This is a genomic window from Kluyvera georgiana, from assembly GCF_050990895.1.
GTDB classification, from domain to species: Bacteria; Pseudomonadota; Gammaproteobacteria; order Enterobacterales; family Enterobacteriaceae; genus Kluyvera; species Kluyvera georgiana.
On record NZ_CP158865.1, the window covers coordinates 4712851 to 4732591 of the forward strand.

General features: G+C 56.4%; 18 protein-coding genes. 4 read left to right on the forward strand and 14 right to left on the reverse strand.

Going from position 1 to position 19741, the window contains the following annotated elements:
* Positions 1-27: 27 nt before the first annotated feature.
* From tatC to udp, 8 genes are all read right to left on the reverse strand, one after another.
* On the reverse strand, positions 28-792 hold the full coding sequence (gene tatC / locus ABTW00_RS22290) for a Sec-independent protein translocase subunit TatC (RefSeq protein WP_064546487.1): 765 nt from the start codon (positions 790-792) through the stop codon (positions 28-30).
* 2 nt (positions 793-794) lie between these two features.
* Positions 795-1322 (reverse strand): Sec-independent protein translocase protein TatB, encoded by a 528-nt coding sequence (tatB, locus tag ABTW00_RS22295; RefSeq protein ID WP_064546485.1) that lies wholly within the window; start codon positions 1320-1322, stop codon positions 795-797.
* A 3-nt stretch (positions 1323-1325) separates the two neighbouring features.
* The gene (tatA, locus tag ABTW00_RS22300) at positions 1326-1580 is read right to left on the reverse strand and encodes a Sec-independent protein translocase subunit TatA (RefSeq protein WP_064546483.1); all 255 of its coding nucleotides are present in this window, start codon (positions 1578-1580) and stop codon (positions 1326-1328) included.
* Between the two features lie 201 nt (positions 1581-1781).
* Complete coding sequence (gene ubiB / locus ABTW00_RS22305; protein WP_433637686.1) at positions 1782-3422, reverse strand: ubiquinone biosynthesis regulatory protein kinase UbiB; 1641 nt, start codon at positions 3420-3422, stop codon at positions 1782-1784.
* On the reverse strand, positions 3419-4024 hold the full coding sequence (gene ubiJ, locus ABTW00_RS22310) for a ubiquinone biosynthesis protein UbiJ (protein ID WP_433637689.1): 606 nt from the start codon (positions 4022-4024) through the stop codon (positions 3419-3421). Before ubiJ ends, ubiB begins: the two co-directional genes overlap by 4 nt.
* 16 nt (positions 4025-4040) lie before the next feature.
* A complete protein-coding gene (gene ubiE, locus ABTW00_RS22315) occupies positions 4041-4796 on the reverse strand; it encodes a bifunctional demethylmenaquinone methyltransferase/2-methoxy-6-polyprenyl-1,4-benzoquinol methylase UbiE (protein WP_064546477.1) in 756 nt (251 codons plus the stop codon).
* 100 nt (positions 4797-4896) lie between these two features.
* Positions 4897-6306 carry a DNA recombination protein RmuC gene (gene rmuC / locus ABTW00_RS22320; RefSeq protein WP_433637692.1) on the reverse strand — a complete coding sequence of 470 codons (1410 nt, stop codon included), beginning with the start codon at positions 6304-6306 and terminating at the stop codon, positions 4897-4899.
* A 139-nt stretch (positions 6307-6445) separates the two neighbouring features.
* Complete coding sequence (gene udp, locus ABTW00_RS22325; protein WP_064546475.1) at positions 6446-7207, reverse strand: uridine phosphorylase; 762 nt, start codon at positions 7205-7207, stop codon at positions 6446-6448.
* Positions 7208-7444: 237 nt separating this feature from the next.
* On the opposite strand from udp, the gene ABTW00_RS22330 reads away from it, so the two are divergent.
* A complete protein-coding gene (locus tag ABTW00_RS22330; protein WP_433637694.1) occupies positions 7445-8257 on the forward strand; it encodes a dienelactone hydrolase family protein in 813 nt (270 codons plus the stop codon).
* Positions 8258-8692: 435 nt separating this feature from the next.
* Positions 8693-10156, forward strand: a complete 1464-nt coding sequence (locus ABTW00_RS22335) for a glycoside hydrolase family 1 protein (RefSeq protein WP_433637696.1) — start codon at positions 8693-8695, stop codon at positions 10154-10156.
* A gap of 117 nt (positions 10157-10273) precedes the next feature.
* Here the strand turns inward: ABTW00_RS22335 and metE are convergent, their stop codons facing one another.
* Complete coding sequence (gene metE, locus ABTW00_RS22340; protein WP_433641114.1) at positions 10274-12535, reverse strand: 5-methyltetrahydropteroyltriglutamate--homocysteine S-methyltransferase; 2262 nt, start codon at positions 12533-12535, stop codon at positions 10274-10276.
* Positions 12536-12652: 117 nt separating this feature from the next.
* Between metE and metR the strand changes: the two genes are divergently transcribed.
* Complete coding sequence (gene metR / locus ABTW00_RS22345) at positions 12653-13606, forward strand: HTH-type transcriptional regulator MetR (RefSeq protein WP_433637698.1); 954 nt, start codon at positions 12653-12655, stop codon at positions 13604-13606.
* On the opposite strand, the gene ABTW00_RS22350 is transcribed toward metR, so the two are convergent.
* The 3 genes from ABTW00_RS22350 to pldB all read right to left on the reverse strand — a co-directional run bounded on the left by ABTW00_RS22350 (position 13494) and on the right by pldB (position 16314).
* Positions 13494-14393: a carboxylate/amino acid/amine transporter gene (locus tag ABTW00_RS22350; protein ID WP_065357468.1), complete on the reverse strand. Its 900-nt coding sequence runs from the start codon at positions 14391-14393 to the stop codon at positions 13494-13496. The two genes, metR and ABTW00_RS22350, sit on opposite strands and share 113 nt — an antisense overlap.
* A gap of 86 nt (positions 14394-14479) precedes the next feature.
* Positions 14480-15280, reverse strand: a complete 801-nt coding sequence (gene yigL / locus ABTW00_RS22355; RefSeq protein ID WP_064546464.1) for a sugar/pyridoxal phosphate phosphatase YigL — start codon at positions 15278-15280, stop codon at positions 14480-14482.
* Between the two features lie 41 nt (positions 15281-15321).
* Positions 15322-16314: a lysophospholipase L2 gene (pldB, locus tag ABTW00_RS22360; protein ID WP_065357469.1), complete on the reverse strand. Its 993-nt coding sequence runs from the start codon at positions 16312-16314 to the stop codon at positions 15322-15324.
* Positions 16315-16423: 109 nt separating this feature from the next.
* Between pldB and rhtB the strand changes: the two genes are divergently transcribed.
* Positions 16424-17044, forward strand: a complete 621-nt coding sequence (gene rhtB / locus ABTW00_RS22365; protein WP_433637702.1) for a homoserine/homoserine lactone efflux protein — start codon at positions 16424-16426, stop codon at positions 17042-17044.
* A gap of 51 nt (positions 17045-17095) precedes the next feature.
* Here the strand turns inward: rhtB and rhtC are convergent, their stop codons facing one another.
* Together rhtC and recQ are read right to left on the reverse strand one after the other, a co-directional pair.
* On the reverse strand, positions 17096-17719 hold the full coding sequence (gene rhtC / locus ABTW00_RS22370) for a threonine export protein RhtC (protein ID WP_433637705.1): 624 nt from the start codon (positions 17717-17719) through the stop codon (positions 17096-17098).
* An 81-nt stretch (positions 17720-17800) separates the two neighbouring features.
* Positions 17801-19630, reverse strand: a complete 1830-nt coding sequence (gene recQ, locus ABTW00_RS22375; protein WP_163448178.1) for an ATP-dependent DNA helicase RecQ — start codon at positions 19628-19630, stop codon at positions 17801-17803.
* Positions 19631-19741 lie beyond the last annotated feature (111 nt).

A 19741-nucleotide genomic window follows, 5' to 3' on the forward strand; every position in this document is an offset into this window, starting at 1 on the left:
ATGACAACCGCCCTTACGGGCGGTTGGTTATTCTTCAGTTTGTTCCGCTTCCGCGTCTTCATCACGCGTGAGTCGCTTGCCCGCGTAGAAGCGAGAGAAGAAGACCCCCACTTCAAACAGACAGTACATCGGGATGGCCAGCAGCGTCTGCGAGAACACGTCCGGCGGCGTCAGCAGCATGCCGACCACAAACGCGCCGACCAGCACGTACGGGCGCTTCTTGCGCAGATCGTCCGGTGTGGTCACGCCGACCCAGCACAGCAGCACGATAGCAACCGGCACCTCAAACGACACGCCGAAAGCAATAAACAGCGACATGACGAAATCGAGGTAGCTCTTGATATCCGTTGAGACCAGCACCCCTTCCGGCGCGGTATGCGTCAGGAAGCCAAAGGCCAGCGGGAACACCACAAAGTAGGCAAACGCCATGCCGATATAAAACAGCAGGGTGCTGGACACCAGCAGCGGCACCACCAGACGACGTTCATGCTTATACAGCGCTGGCGCCACAAACGCCCATACCTGGTACAGAATAACCGGCGCGGAGAGGATCAGCGAAACCATAAAGGTCAGCTTGATCGGCGTGAAAAAAGGCGACGCCACGTCGGTGGCGATCATCGTCGCGCCAACCGGCATCTGTTTAATCAGCGGCGCGGAGACCAGCTGATAGATATCGTTGGCGAAGTAAACCAACGCCAGGAAAATGACGAGAACCGCGATGATGCAGTTGAGCAGGCGCTTGCGCAGCTCAATCAAATGAGCGATCAGCGGTTGAGTATCTTCTACGCTCATGTTTACGATTTATCACTCGATGCGGGGGAGGATTCAGGAACAGCGGCCGCAGAGACTTTCTCTTTCTCTGCCGGTTTCACCACCTCGGCTTCCGGCACTTCGGCAGACTTAGCCACCACTGGCTCTTCAGCGTGCGTCGCCTGCGGTTCAGCCGCTTGAGACGGCTCAACGTCCTTATCCTTCGCCACCGGGTTATGGATGGTATTGGCCTCGTCGCTCGCCTTTTCAGGGTCATGCATCGAATAGGACCGTTTCATCGACTCTGCCGCTTCACGCAGTTCATCCATGGAAGCCTTAAGTTCAGGCGTCAGGCTATCCAGACTCGCTTTCTCCACTTTCTTCAGGCTGTCCTGAAACTCCTGGAGTTTAAGCTCCTGCGTCAGCTCGTTTTGTACGGTGGTCGCCAGCGAGCGCAGCGCCCGAATCCAGCCCACCACCGTTTTCACCGCTACCGGCAGACGTTTTGGCCCCAATACAATGAGGCCAATAACAAACACCAGCAGCAGTTCACTGAAACCAATATCAAACACGAATTACACCTGCTCGTTGTCGTGGCGTTTCGCTTCGTCTTTCTTTGCACTTTCCTGCTTATCAGCAATGGATTTCGCAGTGAAATCTGCATCCTGGTCCGCTTTAGGTTTGGTGTCGTCTTCATCACTCATGGCCTTCTTGAAGCCTTTGATGGACGAGCCTAAATCGGAACCCAGCGAGCTCAGCTTTTTAGTCCCGAAAAGCAGAACTACGATAACGACGATAATCAGCAACTGCCAAATACTAATACCACCCATACATATCCCTCTGATATGCACTTCATCCTTCAAGCCGCCTCTGCGTTGGCTGCGTTCGTTCACCCCAGTCACGTACTTATGTACGCTCCTGGGGATTCACTCACTTGCCGCCTTGACGCAGCCTGAATGATTTTGTGCATAGATGATGAATTAATCAGCGCGCATTATACGTTATGCGGCGCCCTGTTAGCGACGCATAATTCAGCGCGTCTTCCGCCATCCCGCGAGCCATACCACCAGCCCTCCGGCCATAAGCCACGCGGGCATCAGCCCCCATTCAGGCCGTTGAATCAGTAATACGGTACCGCTCAGGAGTAAAACCGCGCCTATACCAAAGAGATAGCGCGATTGCCCCTGACGGGTGCGGTGCGTCGCCATCTCCTGAGAAAGCTTCTCCAGGCTGGCCTGGACCTGTTTGCTCTGACGTAGGCTGTCGTACACCAGCTCAGGCAATTCCGGCATTTTTTCAATCCAGAACGGGGCTTTATCCTTCAGCGCGCGGAACAACGCCGGAATACCGACCTGATCCTTAATCCACGATTCGAGGAACGGTTTTGCCGTCTTCCATAAATCTAACTGAGGATAGAGCTGGCGTCCTACCCCTTCTACGTAAAGTAATGTCTTTTGCAGTAACACGAGTTGTGGCTGCACTTCCATGTTGAAGCGCCGAGCGGTATTAAACAGGTTCAGCAGCACGTGACCAAAGGAGATCTCCGCCAGCGGCTTTTCGAAAATAGGTTCGCAAACGGTACGAATCGCAAATTCAAACTCTTCGACGTTGGTGTCCGGCGGCACCCAGCCGGAGTCAACGTGCAGTTCGGCCACCTTGCGGTAGTCGCGGTTAAAGAAGGCGATAAAGTTCTCGGCCAGGTAGCGCTTGTCTTCTTTATTCAGCGAACCGACGATACCGCAGTCGATGCCAATATACTGGGGATCTTCCGGATGCTCATAGCTGACAAAGATGTTGCCAGGATGCATATCGGCGTGGAAGAAGCTGTCGCGGAACACCTGAGTAAAGAACACCTGTACGCCACGCTCGGCCAGCAATTTCATGTTGGTATTCTGCTTCTCGAGCGTCTCAATGTCGGACACTGGAATGCCGTAGATGCGCTCCATCACCAGCATATCGACGCGACAGTAGTCGGAATACACCTCTGGCACGTACAGCATCGGGCTGTCTTCAAAGTTGCGGCGCAGCTGGATGGCGTTTGCCGCTTCGCGCAGCAGGTTGAGCTCGTCGATCAGCGTTTTTTCATAGTCGCGCACCACTTCTACCGGGCGCAAACGACGGCCGTCCGGCAGCAGGCGGGGAACCCAGCGCGCCAGGCGGTAAATCAGATTCATATCGGCTTTGATGATCGGCAGAATATCCGGGCGGATCACCTTGATAACCACCTCTTTGCCGTTCTCTTTCAGCCGCGCGGTGTGCACCTGTGCAATAGAGGCTGAAGCCAGCGGTTCAATATCAAAATCGTCAAACCAGCTCTCGACGGGAATATCACCCATCGATTTTTCGATCTGCTGCTTCGCCAGCCTGCCGTCAAACGGCGCAACGCGATCCTGCAACAGGATTAATTGATCGGCAATCTGCGGGGGGAAAAGGTCGCGACGGGTAGACAGCATCTGCCCGAACTTAATCCATACCGGGCCAAGCTCCTGTAGCGCCAGCCGCAGACGTTCACCCAGCGGCTTATCCTTGTGGCGATTCGGCATCCAGAACAACAGCCGACGCCCAAAGCGCAGCGGCAGCGTGATACGCATTTTGGGAATGAGCTCATCAAGCCCGTAACTCAAAAAGGTGCGGATGATAAAATACAGGCGCCGTAATTCTCCTGGCGTCATTTCCCCTCCAGTTTTTCCAACCGTTTGGTCAGCGCCGCAAGCTCACGCTCCACCGCCGCCGTCTCTTCCGCAAACCAGGCGACTTCCAGCGCGCCCGGTGCCAGACGCCACTCTTCCGTCAGGGTTTCAGCCACGTAGCGCTGCTGGCGCGCCAGGCCATGCTGTAAGAGCTTCGCCCCGCCGCGCAGCAGTTTACTGACGCCTTCGGCGGCAATATCGCCTGTATACGGCGCCAGCAGCTCTGCCGGGTCAAACTCAGCGAGATCGGCCAGCGACACCAGGTTTTGTACCACCTGGAGATCGCCCTGCACTTCCAGATCGTTATTGCGGATAAGCGCGGTGAGCTGCTGCCGGTTGCGCAACTGCGGTAACACGCTAACCCGCGTGATGACGGTGCAATCCGCTTCGCCTTCCCACGCGCCCAGCACGTCAACCTGACGTTCGCTGAAGACCAGCACCAGCGGGGAGGAGAACTCTTTCAACACGATACGCAGTACTTTTCCAATAAGGCGCTGACGAGCAGGCTTTAACGCTTTTTCACGCCAGAGCAGCGCGTTTATGGCGGTTTCAATACTGCCGGTCACTAAGGGTTTTAAAGGCATAGCGGCCCCCCACTTATCAGAATTTATAGCCGCGGTGCAGCGCGACAATCCCTGCCGTCAGGTTGTAGTAATCAACATTTTCCAGCCCGGCGTTCTGCATCATCTCTTTCAGCGTGTCCTGATCCGGGTGCATACGGATAGATTCCGCCAGATAGCGATAGCTGTCTGCATCATTAGCCACCGCTTCGCCAATACGCGGCAGAATGTGGAACGAATAGGCGTCGTAGGCTTTGCTCAGCGGGTCGAAAACCGGCTTGGAAAACTCAAGCACCAGCAGGCGTCCGCCCGGCTTCAGCACGCGGTACATAGAGCGCAGCGCTTTGTCTTTGTCGGTGACGTTACGCAGACCGAAAGAGATGGTGATCAGATCAAAGGTGTTATCCGGGAACGGCAGCGCTTCCGCGTTGGCCTGCACGTATTCCACGTTGCCGACCACGCCGATATTGCGCAGCTTCTCACGCCCCATTTTCAGCATGGAGTCGTTGATGTCCGCCAGCACCACGCGGCCGGTTTCGCCCACCATGCGCGAGAATTTCGCCGTCAGGTCGCCGGTGCCGCCCGCCAGGTCGAGAACCGTCTGTCCACGGCGCACGCCGCTGCAATCAATGGTAAAACGCTTCCATAGACGATGAATCCCGAACGACATCAGATCGTTCATTACATCGTATTTTGCGGCGACAGAATGGAATACATGCGCCACCATGTCTTCTTTCTGTGATTTGGCGATTGTCTGAAAGCCAAAGTGCGTCGTTTCTTGTGAATCCTCAACCATCTCTATGCCTGCTTATCAAGAAAATGTTCATGGAGTGTAACAGATTGGACGCAATTGCCCTACGATTCCACCCCGTTACGAAATCCGTCCCGACGCCGGATTAGCGGCGTTCTGCGGCTAACGGATTGTCATCATTCGCGTCGGTATCATCGCGCAGACGAAAATCATCGTCCTGCGCCGTCGCCTGTTCAACCAAATCCGGATTAATCTCGCGCTTCACCTCTACCCCAAGGTGGCGGAAGGCTTCTGCCTGCGTCAGCAGATTGCCACGCCCGCTGGTCAGCTTTTTCATCGCCTGGCGGTAGTTATCCTGGGCTTTATCGAGGCTCTGGCCGATGGCCGACATATCGTCCACGAAAAGGCGCATTTTGTCATATAAGCGGCTGGCTCGTTCAGCAATATGTTGCGCATTGCGGCTTTGATGTTCATAGCGCCACAGGTTAGCGATGGTACGCAGCGCCACCAGCAGCGTGGTGGGGCTTACCAGCATAATATTGTTTTTCAGCGCTTCGCTGATTAACTCTGGCTGGCGGTCAAGCGCCAGCAGGAAAGCCGGCTCGACGGGGATAAACATCAGCACGTAGTCCAGCGAACGCAGGCCCGGCAACTGCTGGTAGTCTTTGCGTCCCAGCAGGCGAATATGGTTACGCACCGCCGCAATGTGCTCCTGCAGCGCCGCTTCGCGGGTGTAATCATCTTCCGCGTTAAAGTAGCGCTCGTAGGCCACCAGCGTCATTTTGGCGTCGACCACCACGTCTTTGCGGTGCGGCAGGCGGACTATCACATCGGGCTGCATACGCGAATTGCCATCGGTATTGATGCTCACCTGGGTTTCGTATTCGTGCCCTTCCCGCAGGCCGGAAGCCTCCAGCACGCGGGTCAGCACCACTTCCCCCCAGTTGCCCTGGGTTTTGTTGTCGCCCTTCAGCGCCCGGGTCAGGTTGACCGCTTCCTGCGCCATCTGAGCGTTTAACTGCTGGAGGTTACGAATTTCATGCGCCAGAGTATGGCGCTCACGCGCCTCCTGACCAAAGCTCTCCTGCACCTGGCGGCGAAAACCGTCGAGCTGCTCGCGCAGCGGCGTAAGCAGGCCGTGCAGGCTCTGCCGGTTCTGTTCATCAACGCGGCGGTTGCTCTGTTCAAAGATGCGGTTGGCGAGGTTTTCAAACTGTTCGCTCAGGCGCTGTTCGCTGTTGAGCATCAGGCGATATTTTTCATCACCATGCTGGCGAGTGGTTTCCAGCAGCGTGGTCACTTCACGGAGATCGACCTCCAGCGACGAGTTGATTTCCCGCAGGTTACGCAGTTCGTTATTGAGCAACTCACACTCTTCACGCCAGTGGGCATTCTGGGCAATCTGCTGTTTCGCCGCGCTCAGCTCACCATACACATCACGCTCTTCCGCTAACTGCTCGGCGCGCTGCTGCGCCACGCGATAGCTCGCCGCCAGCCAGCCAATCGCGATCCCCGCCAGCGCCACCAGCGCATAAATCACCACGGCAATATCCACAATGCCCCCTGCATAAACCGATTATCTGCAAAAATAGGATTGTGCTGTATAAACGTCCAGTTTTAAAGCAGTTTCCTGCGAGCGTCTACGCAAAAAGAAAAAGGCCGAACAAGTCGGCCTTTCGCAAAGGGAGGGGAAATTACAGCAGGCGGCGCGCCGCTTCCACCACGATTTTCACCGCATGGCTTTCGGTCTGCTTCATGGTCTCTGCGTTTGGAATTTCCTGCTGGGTACGGTTAACGATAACGCCGGCAACCATCCCCGCACGCAGGCCCTGGCTGGAACACATGGTCAGCAGCGTGGCCGATTCCATTTCGTAGTTCATCACGCCCATGGATTGCCACTCTTCCATGGAGCCTTTGAAGGCTTTCACCACGCGGCCAGAGAAGGTGTCGTAACGTTCCTGACCCGGGTAGAAGGTGTCGGAAGAGGCGGTTACGCCCACGTGGGTAGTTGCCCCCACAGATTTCGCTGCTTCAACCAACGCGGTGGTACACGCGAAATCAGCAACAGCCGGGTATTCCATCGGCGCAAAGTGCAGGCTCGCACCGTCCAGACGGACGGAAGCGGTCGTCACCAGCACGTCACCGACGTTGATGTTCGGCTGAATCGCCCCGGTGGTGCCCACACGCAGGAAGGTACGGATACCCAACTGCGCCAGCTCTTCCACGGCGATAGAGGTAGATGGGCCACCGATACCGGTTGAGCACACGATGACCGGCTTGCCGTCGAGTTCGGCACGCCAGGAGGTAAATTCACGATGAGATGCCAGTTTGACCGGCTTTTCCATCAGCGCGGCGATCTTTTCCACACGCTCCGGGTCACCAGGGACAATCGCTAACGTGGCCCCTTGTAGATCATTTTTAGTGAGACCGAGATGAAAAACATCAGACTTGGACATAAAGAACTCCTCTGTGGTTCAGTTTTGTCAGAAGAAGCAAAAATGTACTTTATAGAAGACCACAACTCTTTTTCGTGATTACCATCACTAAGAATTAAAAATATTACATTAAATTCCACACAATTAGTGATTCACATCACATTAACAAGTTATTGTTAATTCCTGCTGCACAAAAATACGCCGCATTAAGGCACTGTAATTCGGCTATGCGTTCATTAAAAGGGTACGGAGAATGCCATGACAACCAACAAACAACCTGGATTTGCCCCTGCGGCTTCACCTCATGCCTCGACCATCGTTCATACGCCCGAAGAGGCGATTACGGCGGGAGAAACCTCCATTCCGTCACAGGGCGATCTGCTGCCCGCCTATCACGCTCGCCCCAAACACAGCGATGCGCCGCTTCCGGTAATCATCGTAGTGCAGGAGATTTTTGGCGTCCACGAACACATCCGTGATATCTGCCGACGCCTGGCGCTCGAGGGGTATCTGGCCGTTGCGCCGGAGCTCTATTTCCGCCAGGGCGATCCGAACGATTATGACGACATTCCGTCGCTGTTCAGCGGGCTGGTCAGCAAAGTGCCCGACGCGCAGGTGCTGGCCGACCTCGATCATGTCGCTAGCTGGGCCGCCCGCAACGGCGGCGACGCCAACCGCCTGGCCATTACCGGCTTCTGCTGGGGCGGGCGCATTGCGTGGCTGTACGCCGCGCATAACCCGCAGCTTAAGGCCGCCGTCGCCTGGTATGGCCGACTGGTGGGCGATAAATCGCTGAACAGTCCTAAACACCCGGTCGACGTGGCGGTCGATCTCAGCGCACCGGTGCTCGGCCTGTACGGCGGTAAAGATAGCGGTATTCCGCTTGATACCGTGGAAACCATGCGCCACGCGTTACGCGCAGCGAACGCGAAAGCGGATATTGTGGTTTATCCCGATGCCGGGCACGCATTTAACGCTGATTATCGTCCCAGCTATCATGCAGAGTCAGCCAAAGACGGCTGGCAGCGCATGCTAGCGTGGTTCGCGCAGTACAACGGTAAAAAGGGTTAAGCCGCTCGCCGTTCAGCGTAGTAAGCACAGGTGTATCACGACGATCCGTAAGCAAGGCCTGAAGCCGATCTTCTCTTTCGAGAGACCTTCGGCTTCAGGTCTTTTTTTGCTCTACTGACAGGGACCCGGCATGCCCCCTTTGCAGACGGCACTGGATATCATCCCCCTGGCGGGCGGCACGACAAGGCTGCCGAAAAAGCGGCTCCGCTCACGTTTATTCGCCCCGTTGAAGGGCAAATTATTCCCCTGGAAAAGTTAACGACGATGTTTTCTCTCGCAAAGTCATCTCCTTCACAGTGGGCCTACGAACGGGACGGTGGCCCACATGTTTGTGATGGTGGTAACCAACGGCAAACGCTTCACACTGTCGCATAACGACCACGATGAAAAACATTCCAACCCGCAGATTATTATGACGCTTAAGGAGTCCGTGTAATGGCAAAATCTCTCTCGTTTCCGCAGGGGTTTTTATGGGGCGGCGCGATCGCTGCAAATCAGGCCGAAGGGGCATGGAACGTGGCGGGTAAAGGGCCATCGGTCGCCGATGCAATCTCCTGGAAACCCAATCTGTCGCTGAAGGATTACGCGGGGCACGCCGCGCTGACGGATGAAAACGTGCAGGATGCGCTGCTGGGCCGAAACGATGCGTTGTATCCAAAACGCCGCGGCATTGATTTTTACCATCGCTATAAAGAGGATATCGCGCTGTTCGCCGAAATGGGCTTTAAGGTTCTGCGCGTCTCCATCGCCTGGTCGCGCATCTTCCCCACCGGCGAAGATGCCGAGCCGAACGAAGCGGGCCTACAGTTTTATGAAGACCTGTTCCGTGAGCTGCGCCGCCATCACATCGAGCCGCTGGTTACCCTCTCACACTATGAAATGCCGCTGGCGCTCAGTGAAAAATATAACGGTTGGGTACACCGAAACGTCGTGGATGCCTTCGTACGCTTCAGCAAGGTGTGCTTCGAGCGCTATAAAGATCTGGTGCGCTACTGGCTGACGTTTAACGAAATCGACAGCATTCATCGCCACCCGTTTACCACCGCCGGGATCCGCGAAGAGAAAAGCGCGCCGGGCAAGGCAAAACAGGATATCTACCAGGCGCTACATCATCAGTTTGTCGCTTCCGCGTTAGTCACCCGCGACTGCCACGCCATCATACCCGGCAGCCAGGTGGGCTGCATGCTGACCAAGCTCACCACCTATCCGCACAGCTGCCGCCCGGAGGATGTCGAGGCGACGCTGAAGAAGAATCTCGAAAATTACTTCTATGCCGACGTACAGGTGTTTGGCGAATATCCGCCGCTGATCCTGCGCGATCTTGAACGTCGCGGTATTGAGATCGCCATGCATGATGAAGATCGCCACATATTAAAACAGCATACTGTCGATTTCGTCTCTTTTAGTTACTACATGTCGATGACCGAGTCGACGCAGCCCGATGCCGAGCGCATTCCCGGCAACACGGTGCTGGGCGTGAAAAATCCCTATTTACCCGCATCGGAATGGGGCTGGCAGATTGACCCCCTTGGCCTGAAAATTTCGCTGCTTGAACTGTATGACCGTTACCAGAAGCCGCTATTTATCGTTGAAAATGGCCTGGGCGCGAAAGACGTGGTGGTGGACGGTAAAATTCACGATGATTACCGCATCGACTACTTCCGCGCCCACTTTGAGCAAACGTTGGCCGCCATTCATGAAGGGGTGGAGGTGATGGGATTCACCACCTGGGGCTGCATCGATATCATCAGCGCCGGCACGTCGCAGATGTCAAAACGCTACGGTTTTATCTATGTTGACCAGGACGACGAAGGCAATGGCTCTCTCCAGCGTCTGCGCAAAGATTCTTTCTGGTGGTACCAGAGAGTGATTGCCAGCAATGGCGCTGACATGAATTAAGCGACCCGCGAGAGATGATTCTGTTTGGCCGGTGCGGCACAAAGATGAACTGACGTGGTTGAGCCCCCACCTCAGCCGGTTGATGGGCGGGCAGGCATAACGCCTGCCCGCCGTTACTTACGCCTGACGCAGATTTTGCGCGGCTTTGACCATGTTCGCCAGCGCGGCGCGGGTTTCCGGCCAGCCGCGGGTTTTCAGGCCACAGTCCGGGTTCACCCACAGTCGCTCAGCCGGAATACGCTGCTCCGCCTTCTTCAGCAGGGCCTCAATCCACTCCACGCTCGGGACGTTCGGCGAGTGAATATCGTAGACGCCCGGCCCAATTTCGTTGGGATAGTCGAACTCTTCAAACGATTCCAGCAACTCCATGTCGGAGCGTGAGGTCTCAAGGGTGATGACATCCGCGTCCAGCGCCGCAATGGAATCCATGATGTCGTTGAACTCGCAGTAACACATATGGGTGTGGATCTGGGTTTCATCCTTCGCCACCGCCGCGTTAATACGGAAGGCTTCTACCCCCCACGCCAGATACGCGGCCCAGTCGCTGCGCCGCAGCGGCAGACCTTCGCGCAGCGCCGGTTCGTCGATCTGAATGATGCCAATGCCCGCCGCTTCCAGATCCGCCACTTCATCACGCAGCGCCAGCGCAATCTGCTTGGCGATGGTTTCACGCGTCACGTCTTCACGCGGGAACGACCAGCAGAGAATGGTCACCGGACCGGTCAACATACCTTTTACCGGCTTGTCGGTCAGCGACTGCGCGTACTTCGCCCACTCCACGGTGATCGCTTCCGGGCGGCTGACGTCACCAATCACCACCGGCGGCTTCACGCAGCGAGAACCATAGCTCTGCACCCAACCGTTCTGGGTAAAGACGAAACCGTCCAGATGCTCGCCAAAGTATTCCACCATGTCGTTACGCTCGGCTTCACCGTGCACCAGCACGTCGAGCCCCAGACGTTCCTGCTCGACGATCGCCTGTTTGATATGCTCTGCAATACCGGTGCGATAGTGCGCAGCATCCAGGTTGCCCTTTTTGAAGTCCAGACGCAGGCCGCGAATTTCGGTGGTTTGCGGGAATGAACCGATCGTCGTGGTCGGCCATGCCGGCAGATTAAAGCGGGCACGCTGTGCCTCAGCGCGAACCGGGTAAGCGTTGGCGCGCTGGCTGTCTTGCGCGGTGATGGCCGCCAGACGTTTTCCCACTGCGGCGTTGTGTACGCGGGTAGAGTGACGACGCGCCTGGATCGGTGCGCTCCATTCCACAATTGCCGCCGTATCGCCGCTGTTCAGGGCATCGCGCAGCAGCGCCAGCTCGCCGCACTTTTGCAGCGCGAAGGCAAACCAGCTCTTCACTTCGGCATCAAGGCGGGTTTCCACACTGAGATCGATTGGGCTGTGCAGCAGAGAGCAGGAAGAAGCCACCCACAGAGCACGTTTCCCGACGATGTCTTTAATTTGTGCATATTTTTCGCTGAGATCGGCGCGCCAGACGTTACGACCATTTACCAAACCGGCTGACAGCAGCCAGTCGGCAGGCAGGCGTTGGTGCATCTCGGCAACGTCATCTTTGCCATGAACGAAATCAACGTGCAGACCCTGCACCGGCAGCGCGGTAATGGTATCCAGGTTCGGCGTTACGCCTTCAAAATAAGTGGTCAGCAGTAATTTTACCTGCCCTGCCAGCGCGTCATACGCGGGTTTGAAGGCGTTCAGCCAAACCTGCGGCAGCTCCAGTACCAGCGCGGGTTCATCAATCTGTACCCACTCAATACCGCGTTTCGCCAGCTCGGCCAGCACCTGCTGGTAAACCGGCAGAATGTCGCTGAGCAGGGTCAGGCGGTCAAACTGTTCGCCCTTCACTTTCCCCAGCCACAGGTAAGTGACCGGCCCCAGCAGCACGGGCTTTACCTTGTGGCCGAGCGCCAGCGCTTCGTCCACTTCATCCAGCAGTTGGGTCCAGGTCAGTTTGAACTGCTGACCTTTGGTGAACTCCGGCACCATGTAGTGATAGTTGGTATTAAACCATTTGGTCATTTCTGCCGCCGCCGCTGGCTCACCCGTCGGGGCGCGACCACGACCAATGCGGAATAAGGTATCGATATCAACCGAGCCGTCTTTATTTTGATGGCGCGCCGGAACGTTGCCGAGCAGCAGGCTGGTGGTTAGCACGTGATCGTACCAGGCAAAATCGCCCACCGGCAGCAGGTCAACGCCCGCCTGCTTCTGCTGATCCCAGTGGCGGGCGCGCAGCTCGCGGCCTACAGCCAGCAGTTCTTCACGTGAGGCGTGACCCGCCCAGTAGCTTTCTTGCGCTTTTTTTAGCTCGCGACGCAGGCCAACGCGAGGAAAACCGAGGGTGTGGTTCAGAATAGTCATCATATGCCTCTCATGGATTTTTTGTGTTTTAGCCGTCCAGATGTTTACACATCCATAATGTGAAGGTACTGTATAATCCTCAAGCGCAAATTGTTCATGCCGAAGTGAAGGACTTTCATGATTGAAATTAAACATCTGAAAACGCTCCAGGCGTTGCGGAGCTGCGGGTCGCTCGCAGCGGCAGCGGCGACGCTGCATCAGACGCAATCCGCCCTCTCCCACCAGTTCAGCGATCTGGAGCAGCGCCTCGGCTTTCGACTTTTTGTCCGCAAGAGCCAGCCGCTGCGCTTTACGCCGCAGGGCGAAATCCTGCTGCAGTTGGCCAATCAGGTGTTGCCGCAAATAACCCAGGCGCTTCAGGCCTGTCATGAACCGCAGCAGGCGACGCTGCGCATCGCCATTGAGTGCCATAGCTGTATTCAGTGGCTGACGCCCGCGCTGGAAAACTTCCATAAGCAGTGGCCGCAGGTAGAGATGGACTTTAAGTCCGGCGTCACCTTCGACCCACAGCCGGCGCTACAGCAAAGCGAGCTGGATATCGTGCTGACCTCCGACATCCTGCCGCGTAGCGGTCTGCACTATTCGCCAATGTTTGATTACGAAGTGCGCCTGATTCTGGCGCCGGACCATCCGCTGGCGACCAAAGCGCGAATTACCCCGGAAGATCTGGCGGCAGAAACGCTGTTGATTTATCCGGTACAGCGTCAGCGTCTGGATATCTGGCGTCATTTCCTTCAGCCAGCAGGCATTAGCCCGCAGCTGAAAAGCGTGGATAACACGTTGCTGCTGATTCAGATGGTGGCCGCGCGGATGGGCATTGCCGCCCTGCCGCACTGGGTGGTGGAGAGTTTTGAGCGCCAGGGTCTGGTGGTGACCAAAACCCTGGGCGAAGGTCTGTGGAGCCGGCTGTACGCCGCCGTGCGCGATGGTGAGCAGCGTCAGCCGGTGATGGACGCGTTTATTCGTTCAGCGCGGAACCACGCTTGCGATCATCTGCCGTTTGTGAAGAACGCGGAGCGACCCAGTGCCGATGCACCCACAGCGAGGCCAGGATCACAGCCGCGCCTGTAAGGAAGCTCGGCCAATGCGGCTGTTGGTGCCAGATTGCCAGGTTAACCAGCAGCCCCGCAGGCACATGCATATTGTTCATGATGCCTAAGGTGCCCGCATCCACCTGCGTGGCGCCGTAGTTCCACATAAAGTACCCCATCCCCGACGCGACGACGCCCAGAAACACCAGAATTCCCCACTGCGGCAAGGTTTGCGGCATTTTTTGCGCGTTGCCGAGCAGCATCCAGGCCACCGCCGCAACCAGAAACGCCCCGAGATAAAACCAGGCAAAAGCGTTATGCTGCGGCATCGGCCGGGTTTCCATCAGACGTTTATAGCCAACCATACCGATGGCAAAGACGATGTTCGATAACTGCACCAGAATCAGACCGGTCCAGAAGTGGCTGGTGATGTGGTCGTAACGAATAATGCCCGCGCCGATCACCGCCAGCAGTGCGCTAAAAGCGTAGCTCCAGCGCAGGCGGCGCCCGCTCATCAGGTCATAAATCAGCGTGATATAGAGCGGCGTCAGCACGGTAAAGAGCAGCAGCTCGGAGACCGTCAGATAGAGATAGGCATGGAAGCTCAGCATGTACATGATGCCCAGCTGCATCGCCCCCACCAGCATATACAGCCCGACGGTTTTCAGGCTGTGTCCGCGCGTACGCAGAAATGGCAGGAACACCAGCGCCGCCAGGCCCACGCGCACCAGCACCGCAAAATAGCTGTCTACATGCCCGGCAAGGTATTCGCCGTAGAAGCTGAACGAAAAGGCCCACAGAATCGTGGTAATAATCAGGAGCGCCACAATGAATGTCCGATTGGAAAATGAACACGCATTGTAGCGGAGTTGAAGGCTGACAACTGACCACTAAATAGCCAGTCGTCAATTTTTTATCGCAAGTACATATCGCGCAGGTAGTGAGGTACCGCGTCATCGGCGTTTGACCCGATCACTTCGAGGTCCGGATGCAGATCCTTCAGACGCTGGTGCGCGCCGGCCATGATGCAACCTTTACCCGCCATCGACAGCATTTCGGCATCGTTCATGCCGTCGCCAAAGGCAATACAGTCTTTTAGCGTATAGCCCATTGCTTTTGCCACCGCTTCCAGCGCGTGGCCTTTCGACACGCCACCCGCCATCACTTCCAGACAGGTCAGCGTCGAGAAGCTCACGTTCACGCGATCGCCCCAACGGGCGTTGATCGCCTGCTCCAGCGGCAGCAGCGTTTCGTGGTCGTTGCAGGTGAAGAACACCTTGCTGACGCCTTCCGGTTCCAGCAAACCCGGCTCATACAGGGTGTAGTTGAACACCGCTTCTTTGAAGAAACGCATCTCTTCCGGACGATGGCGGTTCATAAACCATTCGTCGTCACGATAGACGTTGGTCACGATATCCGGGTTGGCATTGACGATGCCGAAGAGATCGGCGGCAATATCGCGATCGAGGTTGTGGGCGAAGACCTGTTTGCCGTCAGCATCGTGCACGCGCGCACCGTTGGAGGTGATCATGTAGGATTTGATCCCCAGATTATCGCGAATCTGACCAACATCAATATAATGACGACCGGTGGCGAACACAAAGTGCAGGCCGCGCTCGGTCAGCAGCTGTAGCGTCTCTTTGGCATACGGCGTTAAGTGGTGGTCAGGGGAGAGTAAGGTGCCATCTAAATCAGATGCGACTACCTGGTACATATTCGAATTTAACCTCTAAAAAGTGCGGCGCTAGCGCCGAATTAAGGGTGTCGACCGAAAAAATCGACGATGGCATTGAGTGCTACTGAGCGCATAGCGTCCTTTTCAAAAAGGATCTCATGATAGGCGCCTTCGATGACCAGCGGTTTACCGCCCTCACAAGGGTGGCCCGCTTCCGCGCGAAGGGCGCAGTAACGATCGTGCATGCGGTTATCCACCACGCGTTCTTCTTCTGCCTGAATCAGCAGCAGCGGAAACGCGTCGTTTGCGGCGTCGGCAAGAATCTGTTCTCCTGCCAGAATGCCTTCTCTGACCCAGTGGTACGTTGGCCCGCCCACGCGCAACCGGGGTTCATCGGCGTAAAAACGCACGTTGCGCCGATAACGTTCGCGGCTATGGGTCAATACGTTAAGGCTAAACGGCAGCGCGTGCCATCGGCCTGTTCCCATTGCATACCCTTCACGAAGACGCTGATGGCCCTCAGCCCAATCGAGAAGCGGCCGCACAACCCATTCTGGCAGACGCATGATAATACCGAACATCGGCGCACAAAGCGCGATGGCATCACAGCCCTGGGGATTACGCTGTAAAAACTGCGTCGCAATTGCTCCCCCCATGGAATGGGCGAGAATAAACCGCTGACGCCAGCGTCCCTGCAGAACTTCTTGCTGCCAGAAGGCGGCAAGATCGTCGACGTAGTCGCTGAATTTCGCCACGTGGCCACGATGGGTGTCGGACAACATACGCCCGGAACGCCCCTGACCGCGGTGGTCGATAATCAGGACATCAAAACCGCTGTGGAAAAGATCGTATGCCAGTTCAGCGTACTTGACGTAGCTTTCAATTCGCCCCGGGCAGACCACAATAACCCGGTCGTGCGCGGGCTGGCTGAAACGTACGAATCGTACCGGAACGCGATCGACGCCGACAAACTCCGCCTCTTCCCGTCCACGCCAGAAATCCATCAACGGGCCGGTGGTAAACGCAGCAAACGCGTTTTCTCTTGTATTCCAATCCTTTTGCTGTTGAAACATCGGGCTTCCACCCCTGTTAACCGCTGAAAATTGTTTTTTTGTGACGTCTCACACAACGTCTGGACAATAGCGTATTGTGGCATAAAAACAGACAATCAGGGAGTTTCTCATGACCTTCGAATGGTGGTTCGCCTACTTACTAACATCCATAATTCTAAGCCTCTCTCCGGGCTCAGGGGCGATCAATACGATGACCACCTCCATCAACCACGGCTACCGCGGCGCGGCGGCGTCGATTGCCGGGTTGCAGGCCGGGCTGGCTATCCATATCGTGTTGGTAGGCATCGGTCTGGGTACCCTCTTCTCCCGTTCAGTGATTGCCTTTGAAGTGCTGAAATGGGCAGGCGCGGCATATCTTATCTGGCTGGGTATCCAGCAGTGGCGCGCGGCAGGCTCTATTGACCTGAAAACGCTGGCCAAAACGCAATCACGCGGCAAGCTGTTCCAGCGCGCGGTGTTCGTTAACCTGACTAACCCAAAGAGCATTGTGTTTCTTGCCGCGCTGTTCCCCCAGTTTATCGTGCCACACCAGCCGCAGGTGATGCAGTACCTGGTCCTTGGGGTCACCACTATCGTGGTCGATATCATCGTGATGATTGGCTACGCCACGCTGGCGCAGCGTATTTCGGCGTGGATTAAAGGGCCGAAACAAATGAAGGCGCTGAATAAGGTGTTCGGTTCGCTGTTTATGCTGGTTGGCGCGCTGCTGGCATCGGCAAGGCATGCCTGACGCAGAGAAAAGGACGAATCGGGCCCACTCATGACGAGTGGGCCTACGCGGTTAGCGCGAAATAATCAGGTGAATACCGAAACCGGCAAACAATGTCCCCGCTACGCCATCAATCCACTTCGCCGCACGCTGATAGCCACGACGCATCGCCGGCAGCGCAAACAGGCTGGCCACCACGGTGAACCACGTCAGCGTTTCCAGGATAATCAACAGGAAAATGCCCCAGCGCGCGCCCGCGCCAACGCTGTCGCCAACGAACAGTGAGAACACCGAGCCAAAATAGATAATCGCTTTCGGATTCGCCAGGTTGGTCAGTAGCCCCTTCATAAAGCTGCGTCCACCCTGCGCCAGTTCAACCTGCGGTTCGGATTCCGTCGATGCTTTCTCTTTCTTCAACGCCCCGCGCAGCATCTGGTAGCCCATCCAGCACAGATACAGACCGCCGCCGACCATGATAATGGTATGCAGCCACGCCATTTTCTCGATAATCAGATGCAGGCCAAGCAGCGCCACGCCCGCCCAGACCATAACGCCGCAGGTAATCCCCAGCACACCCATCATCGCCTCTTTACGCGAGCGGCTGACGGCAGTCTGCGAGACAAAAAAGAAGTCTGGACCAGGGCTCATCAACGCAATGATGTGCACCAGCGCCACGGTAAGAAATAGCGTTATCATGATAGACCTACCCAACGGGACAATAAATTCGCGGAAAATAGTACAGTGAGTGACTATCCTGACACTTTTTCCGTCAACTGACTACTCTTCATCGTCACCATCAACGTGAGCGCGAATCAGCGCCAGGAACTCGCGGCCAAAACGCTCAAGCTTACGCGTTCCCACGCCGTTGACGCTAAGCATATCGCTCGGCGAAACAGGCATCTGCTCGGCCATTTCAATCAAGGTCGCATCGTTAAAGACAACGTACGGCGGGATATTTTCTTCATCGGCGATGGCTTTACGCAGCTTACGCAGCTTGGCAAACAGCTGTTTGTCGTAGTTGCCGACCGCCGCTTTCTGCATCACACGTGGCTTCAGCGCCACGATACGCGGTACGGCAAGCTGCAGCGGCGCTTCACCGCGCAGCACCGGGCGCGCGGCATCCGTGAGCTGGAGAGCTGAATGTTGGGCGATGTTTTGCGTGACAAAGCCTAAGTGGATCAGCTGGCGAATGACGCTAACCCAATGCTCATGACTTTTATCACGCCCCATCCCGTAGACCTTCAGCTTATCGTGGCCGAACTCGCGGATACGCTGACTGTTCGCGCCGCGAATCACCTCCACCACGTAGCCCATGCCAAAGCGCTGGTTCACCCGGCCAATGGTCGACAGCGCAATCTGCGCATCCTGCACGCCGTCGTACTGTTTTGGCGGGTCGAGGCAGATATCGCAGTTGCCGCACGGCTCCTGACGCCCTTCGCCGAAGTAGTTCAGCAGCACCAGACGACGGCAGGTTTGCGCTTCAGCAAAGGCCCCCATCGCATTGAGCTTATGCCGCTCGATATCCTGCAGCATGCCTTCTGGCTTTTCTTCCAGACAGCGGCGCAGCCATGCCATATCCGCCGGATCGTAAAACAGCATCGCCTCCGCAGGCAGGCCATCACGCCCGGCGCGGCCAGTCTCCTGATAGTAGGATTCGATGTTGCGAGGAATATCAAAGTGCACCACAAAGCGCACGTTAGGTTTGTTGATGCCCATACCAAACGCGACGGTCGCAACCACGATTTGCAGGTCATCGCGCTGGAATTTCTCCTGCACATCAGCGCGCACGTCATTTTCCAGCCCGGCATGATAGGCTCCGGCGCTAATTCCCCGGCTTTGCAGACGCGCGGCGGTGTCCTCCACCTTCGAGCGGCTATTGCAGTAGATAATGCCGGATTTACCGCGCTGCTCCTGCACGTAACGCATCAGCTGGTCGAGCGGCTTAAACTTCTCCATCAGCATGTAGCGAATGTTAGGCCGGTCAAAGCTGCTGATTTGAATCAGGGGATCGTTCAGCCCCAGAAGGCGCACAATATCGCTGCGGGTGGTGTCGTCGGCGGTGGCGGTCAGCGCCATAAATGGCAGCGCCGGGAAGCGCTGGCGCAGGTGTCCCAGCGCGGCATATTCCGGGCGGAAATCGTGGCCCCACTGCGAAATACAGTGCGCCTCATCGACCGCCAGCATCACCGGGTTCCAGTGCGCCAGATGCTCAAGGAAGTTATCCAGCATCAGACGTTCAGGGGCAATGTAGAGCAGGCGAATCTGCCCGGTGCGGCAGCCAGCCATCACCTCTTGCTGCTGTTCACGGGTCTGAGTGGAGTTGATGCACGCCGCCGCCACGCCGTTTGCCAGCAGCTGATCGACCTGGTCCTTCATCAACGAGATCAGCGGTGAAACCACCACCGTCAGGCCGTCCATTACCAGTGCAGGAATCTGATAACAAAGGGATTTACCGCCTCCGGTAGGCATCACGACCAGACAGTCGCGGCCGCTGAGCACGGTATCGATGATGGTTTCCTGGCCCGGGCGGAATTGCTGATAGCCAAAGGTCTCCTGCAAAACCTGTTTAGCCAGCGATTCCTGATTGATAACTTCCGCCTGTGCCACGTTGACCCCATTTACCTGAAAATAAAAACAGGCGCTATTTTCAGCGCCTGCGTGCCAAACTGCAATGTTTTAGACGAAATCCTTCGGCCATGCTCGCAACAAACCGTCGGA

Excerpts from the sequence above, each read along its gene's own strand:
- tatC (WP_064546487.1), bottom strand. The coding sequence starts at position 792 with ATGAGCGTAGAAGATACTCAACCGCTGATCGCTCATTTGATTGAGCTG.
- ubiJ (WP_433637689.1), bottom strand. The coding sequence starts at position 4,024 with ATGCCTTTAAAACCCTTAGTGACCGGCAGTATTGAAACCGCCATAAAC.
- tatA (WP_064546483.1), bottom strand. The coding sequence starts at position 1,580 with ATGGGTGGTATTAGTATTTGGCAGTTGCTGATTATCGTCGTTATCGTA.
- udp (WP_064546475.1), bottom strand. The coding sequence starts at position 7,207 with ATGTCCAAGTCTGATGTTTTTCATCTCGGTCTCACTAAAAATGATCTA.
- rhtB (WP_433637702.1), top strand. The coding sequence starts at position 16,424 with ATGACCTTCGAATGGTGGTTCGCCTACTTACTAACATCCATAATTCTA.
- metR (WP_433637698.1), top strand. The coding sequence starts at position 12,653 with ATGATTGAAATTAAACATCTGAAAACGCTCCAGGCGTTGCGGAGCTGC.
- ubiB (WP_433637686.1), bottom strand. The coding sequence starts at position 3,422 with ATGACGCCAGGAGAATTACGGCGCCTGTATTTTATCATCCGCACCTTT.
- metE (WP_433641114.1), bottom strand. The coding sequence starts at position 12,535 with ATGACTATTCTGAACCACACCCTCGGTTTTCCTCGCGTTGGCCTGCGT.
- ABTW00_RS22330 (WP_433637694.1), top strand. The coding sequence starts at position 7,445 with ATGACAACCAACAAACAACCTGGATTTGCCCCTGCGGCTTCACCTCAT.
- yigL (WP_064546464.1), bottom strand. The coding sequence starts at position 15,280 with ATGTACCAGGTAGTCGCATCTGATTTAGATGGCACCTTACTCTCCCCT.
- ubiE (WP_064546477.1), bottom strand. The coding sequence starts at position 4,796 with ATGGTTGAGGATTCACAAGAAACGACGCACTTTGGCTTTCAGACAATC.
- rhtC (WP_433637705.1), bottom strand. The coding sequence starts at position 17,719 with ATGATAACGCTATTTCTTACCGTGGCGCTGGTGCACATCATTGCGTTG.
- ABTW00_RS22335 (WP_433637696.1), top strand. The coding sequence starts at position 8,693 with ATGGCAAAATCTCTCTCGTTTCCGCAGGGGTTTTTATGGGGCGGCGCG.
- pldB (WP_065357469.1), bottom strand. The coding sequence starts at position 16,314 with ATGTTTCAACAGCAAAAGGATTGGAATACAAGAGAAAACGCGTTTGCT.